This is a genomic window from Rhizobacter sp. (genome assembly GCF_031412075.1).
Classification (GTDB): Bacteria; Pseudomonadota; Gammaproteobacteria; order Burkholderiales; family Burkholderiaceae_C; genus Rhizobacter.
Genome location: NZ_JANOCG010000068.1, coordinates 1 through 5,687 on the forward strand (window position 1 = coordinate 1; position 5,687 = coordinate 5,687).

The 5,687-nt window shown below is 68.4% G+C and carries 5 protein-coding genes and 1 pseudogene; 4 read left to right on the forward strand and 2 right to left on the reverse strand.

Going from position 1 to position 5,687, the window contains the following annotated elements; genetic code table 11:
* On the forward strand, positions 1-2,116 hold a 2,116-nt coding region (locus RMO40_RS02555; protein WP_309715849.1), incomplete at its 5' end, for a tetratricopeptide repeat protein.
* A gap of 62 nt (positions 2,117-2,178) precedes the next feature.
* Here the strand turns inward: RMO40_RS02555 and RMO40_RS02560 are convergent.
* Entirely contained in the window at positions 2,179-2,526 is a 348-nt protein-coding gene (locus tag RMO40_RS02560) for a hypothetical protein (RefSeq protein WP_309715853.1), read from the reverse strand.
* 145 nt (positions 2,527-2,671) lie between these two features.
* Between RMO40_RS02560 and RMO40_RS02565 the strand changes: the two genes are divergently transcribed.
* The 3 genes from RMO40_RS02565 to RMO40_RS02575 are packed head-to-tail and all read left to right on the forward strand — an operon-like array spanning position 2,672 to position 5,198.
* Positions 2,672-3,226 carry an archaeosortase/exosortase family protein gene (locus RMO40_RS02565; protein ID WP_309715858.1) on the forward strand — a complete coding sequence of 185 codons (555 nt, stop codon included), beginning with the start codon at positions 2,672-2,674 and terminating at the stop codon, positions 3,224-3,226.
* Positions 3,223-3,807 (forward strand): hypothetical protein, encoded by a 585-nt coding sequence (locus tag RMO40_RS02570; RefSeq protein WP_309715861.1) that lies wholly within the window; start codon positions 3,223-3,225, stop codon positions 3,805-3,807. Before RMO40_RS02565 ends, RMO40_RS02570 begins: the two co-directional genes overlap by 4 nt.
* On the forward strand, positions 3,804-5,198 hold the full coding sequence (locus tag RMO40_RS02575) for an IPTL-CTERM sorting domain-containing protein (RefSeq protein ID WP_309715864.1): 1,395 nt from the start codon (positions 3,804-3,806) through the stop codon (positions 5,196-5,198). The genes RMO40_RS02570 and RMO40_RS02575 overlap by 4 nt, the downstream gene beginning before the upstream one ends.
* Here the strand turns inward: RMO40_RS02575 and RMO40_RS02580 are convergent.
* Positions 5,173-5,687, reverse strand: a pseudogene (locus tag RMO40_RS02580) (ExeM/NucH family extracellular endonuclease); the annotation flags it as partial. The gene RMO40_RS02575 and the pseudogene RMO40_RS02580 sit on opposite strands and share 26 nt — an antisense overlap.

Below are 5,687 nucleotides of genomic sequence, written 5' to 3' on the forward strand. Positions count from 1 at the left end.
CGAGCACATCGACGCCAAGGTCGGCCTGGCCCGCCTGTATCTGCTGGCCGCGCGGCTCGACGATGCCGACAAGTCGCTCGGTGAAGTGTTGGCCGTCGACGCCAAACATGCGGGCGCACTCACCATGAAAGCCGCGCTCACGGCGCGGCGTGGCGACACGGCCGGCGCCATCGCCCAGGCCACGGCGCTGCTCGCCGAACAAAAGCAGCCCGCGGTCGACACCAGCATGCTGCTCGCCGGCCTGCACGCCGCGAAAGGCGATGCAGTTGCTGCGCTGGCGGTGGTGGAGAGCGCGTTGAAAGCCCACCCCAAGAACCTCGGTCTGCTGCAGGTGGCGGCACAAATCACCGCTGGCAGCGCCGATGAAAACGTGCGCAAGCGCGCCGTCGACTTCTTCCGACTGGCCACCGAGGCCGCGCCGAAGAACATCGACCTGTGGAACGCCTGGGCGATCTACCACACCCGCTTGAACCAGCTCGACCTGGCTGAAGCGGTGCTGCGCAATTCGGTGCGCAGCCAGCCCGACGACAGCCAGCGCACGCTCGCGCTGCTCGACTTCCTGTCGTCGCGCCGAGGCACCGAGGTGGCCGAGAAAGAGTTTCTCGCCGCCATCGCAGCCAAGCCCAAGGAGGCCAACCTGCGCTTCGGCCTGGTCACCCTCTACCGCAACACCAACCGTGCGGCCGATGCCCGCCGCGTGCTGCAAGAGATCATCGACAACGACAAGGAAGCCCCGGCCGCACTCACCGCGCGCAACCAGCTTGCGGCCGACCTGTTGTCCACCGGCAAGGCCGCACAGGCCCGCGCCTTGAACGACGAGGTGCTGAAGGCCAGCCCGCGCGACGGTGCGGCGCTGGTGATGCGTGGGCGCATGCTGCTCGCCGAGGGCGATGCGCGCAACGCCGTGATCGACCTGCGCGCCGCCGCCAGAGACCAGCCCGGCTCGCCCGAGATCAGCGGCTTGCTGGCGCAAGCCCATCGCCAGGCCGGCGAGCCGCAACTCGCGCGCGAGGTACTGGCCGACGCGGTGAAGTTCAAGCCCGCCAATGCCGAGTTGCGCCTGCTGCTGGCGGCCGACATGGCCGACGCCAAGGAGTACAAGGCCGCCTCCTCCGAGATCGAAAGTGCCCTGAAAGCCGCGCCGCAAAACATGCGCGCCTACGACATGAAGGCGCAGCTCGCGCTGGCGCAAAAAGACAAGGCCGGTGCCGAGGCGGTGTACACCTCGCTGAAAACGCAGTTCCCGAACGAGCCCAGCGGCTACATCAAGCTCGGTCAGCTGTATGCCGAGCAGAAGAAGTACGACGCGGCACTCAAGGAGTACGACGCCGCCAGCCAGATCTCGCCCCAGGCGCACACCGCCACGCTGTCGGCCATCGGCGTGCTGCTGGCGCAAAAGAAGTTTGACGAGGCCAGCAAGCGCGTCGAGGCACTCGCCGAAAAAGACCCGAAGAGCGAGCTGCCCCACCGCCTGCGTGCCGAGGTGGCGGTGGCCCGCGGCAACCTGCCGCTGGCCGAAGAGTCCTACGTCAAGCTGATCAGCTTCGCGCCCACCTCGGCCGGTGGCTACGTGGGCCTGGCGCGTGTGAAGGCCCAACGCGGCAGCCTGCCCGACGCGCTCGCCACGCTGGAGCAAGGCGAAAAAGCCAACCCCACCGAAGCAGCCCTGCCCGCCATGCGCGCCGAGTGGCTGACCCGCGCCGGGCGCCACGACGAAGCCATCGCGCTGTATGAAACCTTGCACAAGCGCTCGCCCGATGACGAGGCCTATGCCAACAACCTCGCCTACCAGCTGGCCGAGACGAAGGGCGACAAACCCAGCCTGCAGCGCGCACTGGACCTGACACGCGGCTTCAAGGGCTCGTTGAACCCGGGCTACCTCGACACCCTGGGTTGGACGCACTACAAGCTGGGCCAGTACGACGACGCGGTATCGGTGCTCGAGCGTGCGGTGCAACGTTCACCCGAGGGTGCGCTCTACCAGTTGCACCTGGGGATGGCCTTGCACAAGAAGGGCGACATCGCACGCGCCCAGACCCACTTGAAGAAGGCCATCGACAGCAAGGCCGCCCTGCCCAACCTGGACGAAGCGCGCAAGCTGTTGGCGCAGAAGTAAAGAGAGAAAGCTGGGTCGCGTCAGCCTGTCGCATCAGCCCGCTCGCTGCGGGCTGCGCCGCTTCAGTCGGCGCGGCGGCGGCTGGCGACGAAGAAGGCCACGCCGAGCGCGCCAGCCAGCAGCGACCAGGGCTCGAGATGCGGCTCCGCCTGAGCGGGGTCTGGCAAGGCAGAACGCAGGCCGTCGCCGGAGGCTCTGGCGGTGCGCGAAGCAGACGACGAGCCGGTCCACCCGGACCCCAGGGCCGTGCGCGGCTTCGGTGTTTGCAGGCGCGCTTCGCGCGTTGCTGAAGACACGCCCTTGGCAAGCACCTTGTCGAAGCTCGGCGTGGCGGCCTGCAGCGCGCCACAGGTCACCGCCACCACCGCAGCCAGGCCGACTGCACGTTTCCAGCTTCGCTTCACACCCACGATCGCGCTCCTTGATTCAAGTGAATGGTGCGCAAACGATGTGACAGCACGCAGGGCATGCGAAAGCGTCGTCATGATCCCTTTGGGGTGGCGCACACGCTCATCGGTCGATTTGTCACAGACGGCCGCTAAGGTGCTGCGAACCATGGACGACACCACGCCTGAAGACAGACCCAAGTCGCGCGCCCTGCGGGGCCTGTTGTTGCGCGCATTCGCGTTCGCGCTCGTCTTCATGGCCCTGCAAGCCGGCTGGGAGGCGGCGCGCGGCAGCTGGCTCGAGCGGCTGTGGGTGCACCAACTCACGGTGAGCAGCGCCACCGTGCTCATCAACCAGTTGACACCCGAGGTGAACGCCGTGGCCAAGGGCGCGCGCATCACCGCACCGGGCGGTGGCCTCAACGTGCTGTTTGGCTGCGAGGGCACCGATGCGGTGTTTCTGCTCGCTGCCGCCTTGCTGGTGTTTCCGATGTCGATGCGTGCCCGCCTCACCGGCCTGCTGGCGGGCTTGGTGTGGGTGTTCTTGCTCAACCAGCTGCGCATCGTGGCGCTGTTTTATGCGTTCCGCGCCGACGCCGGCCTGTTCGACCTGCTGCACACCGCGGCGGCACCGCTCTTGATGGTGGTGCTGACCGGTTTGTTCTTTCATCTGTGGCTGGTGCATGCCGCCGAGCGGGTCAGCAACACCCCTGCCCCTGCATGAGTCGCTACCTCGTCTGGCGTGTGGCCCTGGCGACCCTGGTGGTGCTGGGCGCTGCGCACTTGTTCGCACGCGACACCGCCAAGCTGCTGCTGCCGATGCTGTCGCCCGCGCTTGCCTTTGTGGCCGATGACTTCAAGATCGTGCGCTTCGAGCTGATGGAGGAGCGCAAGAACGTCTCCATCGGCGCACTGGCGGTGCTGGATCGTTCGCTGTTTCTGGGGGGCCAGGCCATCGTGCCCGACGGCAGCCAGGTGATGATGGTGGGCACCACCGTCGGCACCGTGTTGCAGCCGCTGCTGGTGGCGCTGGTGCTGGTGCTCGCCTGGCCTGCACGATGGGGCGAGATGGCACTGCGTCTGGTCATGGCGAGCGCGCTGCTGAGCGTGGTGCTGCTGGTCGACACCCCCTTTTCGCTGGCCGCCTGGTTGTGGGACGCGCAGATCAAGCTGTATGAACCCGGCCGCGCCTCGCCGCTGGTGTGGTGGAACACCTTTCTCAACGGCGGCGGGCGGCTGGCGCTCGGTTTGATCGCCGCTGCGCTGGCCATCGTGCTGGCGCATAGCGCCACGGCGCGGCGATGAACCCCCTCGCGCTGGCCGCGCTGCTGATGGCCTCGGCACACGCGGCCGGGGCCGCCCCCGTGCCCGACGAGTTGCTGGCGCCGCTGCGCGCAGGCCGCAGTGTGGGTGTCGTGGTGGAGTTCGATGCCAACGACATCGACCCGCGTGCGCGCCCACCGCTGCCCGAGCGCTACCGCACACTGAAAGCGCGAGTGCTGCGACCGCTACGGCAGCGCGCCGACATCGAAGCCACGCTCGACTACAGCCACCTGCCGATGGCCTTCCAGCGAGTGCGCAGCGAAGCCGCCTTGCGCGCCCTGGCCGCGCAGCCCGGCGTGCGCGCCGTGCACGCCGATCGCCTGTACCAGCACGCACTCGCACAAAGCCTGCCGCTGATGGCGCAGCCAGAAGTCGGCAACACCGGCTTGCGCGGCTCGGGCAGCACGGTGGCGGTGATCGACGATGGCATCGACCTCACGCACAGCGCCTTTGGTGGCTGCAGCGCGGTGGCCACGCCGGCGAGCTGCCGCATCGCGGCGATGCAGACCTTCGTCGCAACCCCGAGTGCCGGCAGCGCGCACGGCAGCAACGTGGCGGCCATCGTCATCGGTGTGGCACCCGATGCACGTGTGGCCAGCCTCGATGTGTTCAGCGCGTCGGGGGCGTTGACGTCGAGCATCCTCAACGCCATCAACTGGGCCATCGCGCAACGCGAGAGCCTGAACATCGTCGCCCTCAACATGAGCCTGGGCGACGGCACGCACCAGACAGCACCCTGTGGCAGCGCGCTCACCAACCCGTTTGCCACCGCCATCACCAACGCACGCAGCAGCGGCATCAGCGTGGTGGTGGCGGCCGGCAACAACGCTTACAACAACGGCAACTTCAGCCAGGGCCTCAGCCGACCCGCCTGCACGCCCGGCGCGATCTCGGTCGGTGCGGTCTACGACGGTGCCTTGGGCCCGCTCACCTGGGCGAGTGGCCAGCCCACGCAGTGCACCGACCTCAGCACGGCCGCGAACCAGGTGGCGTGTTTCTCCAACAGTGCGAGCTACCTCAGCCTGCTCGCCCCGGGCGCGCTGATCACGGCGGGTGGCTTCACCTTCGGTGGTACCTCGCAGGCCGCACCCCATGTGGCGGGCGCATTGGCCGTGTTGCGCGCGGGCTTCCCGGAGCAAACGCTCGCGGCCATCGAAGCCCTGCTCGGCACCACCGGCACCACCCTCACCGACCCACGCAGCGGCTTGAACAGCCCTGGCTTGAACCTGCAGGCGGCAGCGGCTTCCTTGTCTGCCAGCAGCGCCGAGGTGCCCACGCTGCCCGAGTGGGGCGTGTTGATGCTCGCCGGGCTGCTGGTGTGGCGCGGCTTGCGCCCGGCGCCCACGCTCAGCGTTGTTGGCGGTAGCGGCTGAGCCAGCCCAGCACGCCCAGACCCGCGGCGATCAGCGCGAAGGGCGCGGGCAGCGGCACGGCCGATGGCACGGCCTCTCCGGCCAAGAAGCTGACGTTGTCGATCGCCAGGCCGTGGTCGTTGGCCATGTCGTTGACTTCGGCCCAGCGCACCCACAGCGTTTCGTTGGCGTTCCAGGTGGTGTTGACCACACCACCGCGGCTGGCCGCCAGGCCGGCCGTGTTGCCGTCCACTGCTGCGGCGGTGGCGGTGTTGACCAGCGAGCTCCAGTCGAACAGGCCGCCGGGCGACACCCAGCTGCTCACGCTCGCAAAGCTGCTGCCAAAGCCGTACTCCAGCACCATGGTCTGCGCGGAAGTGTTGCCACCGTTGCGCCACTGTTCGCCGTTGAAGCCGAGGCTGAAGCCGGTGAGGCTCTGGCCGCTGTCGTTCCTGAACTCGGCCGCGATCCAGCCGGCGACGGCGCCGCTCGCCGGCGAGCCGAAGTAGG

Bases quoted from the DNA above. Each gene is read 5' to 3' on its own strand.
- RMO40_RS02565 (WP_309715858.1), top strand. From the start codon at position 2,672: ATGGACGACACCACGCCTGAAGACAGACCCAAGTCGCGCGCCCTGCGG.
- RMO40_RS02570 (WP_309715861.1), top strand. From the start codon at position 3,223: ATGAGTCGCTACCTCGTCTGGCGTGTGGCCCTGGCGACCCTGGTGGTG.
- RMO40_RS02575 (WP_309715864.1), top strand. From the start codon at position 3,804: ATGAACCCCCTCGCGCTGGCCGCGCTGCTGATGGCCTCGGCACACGCG.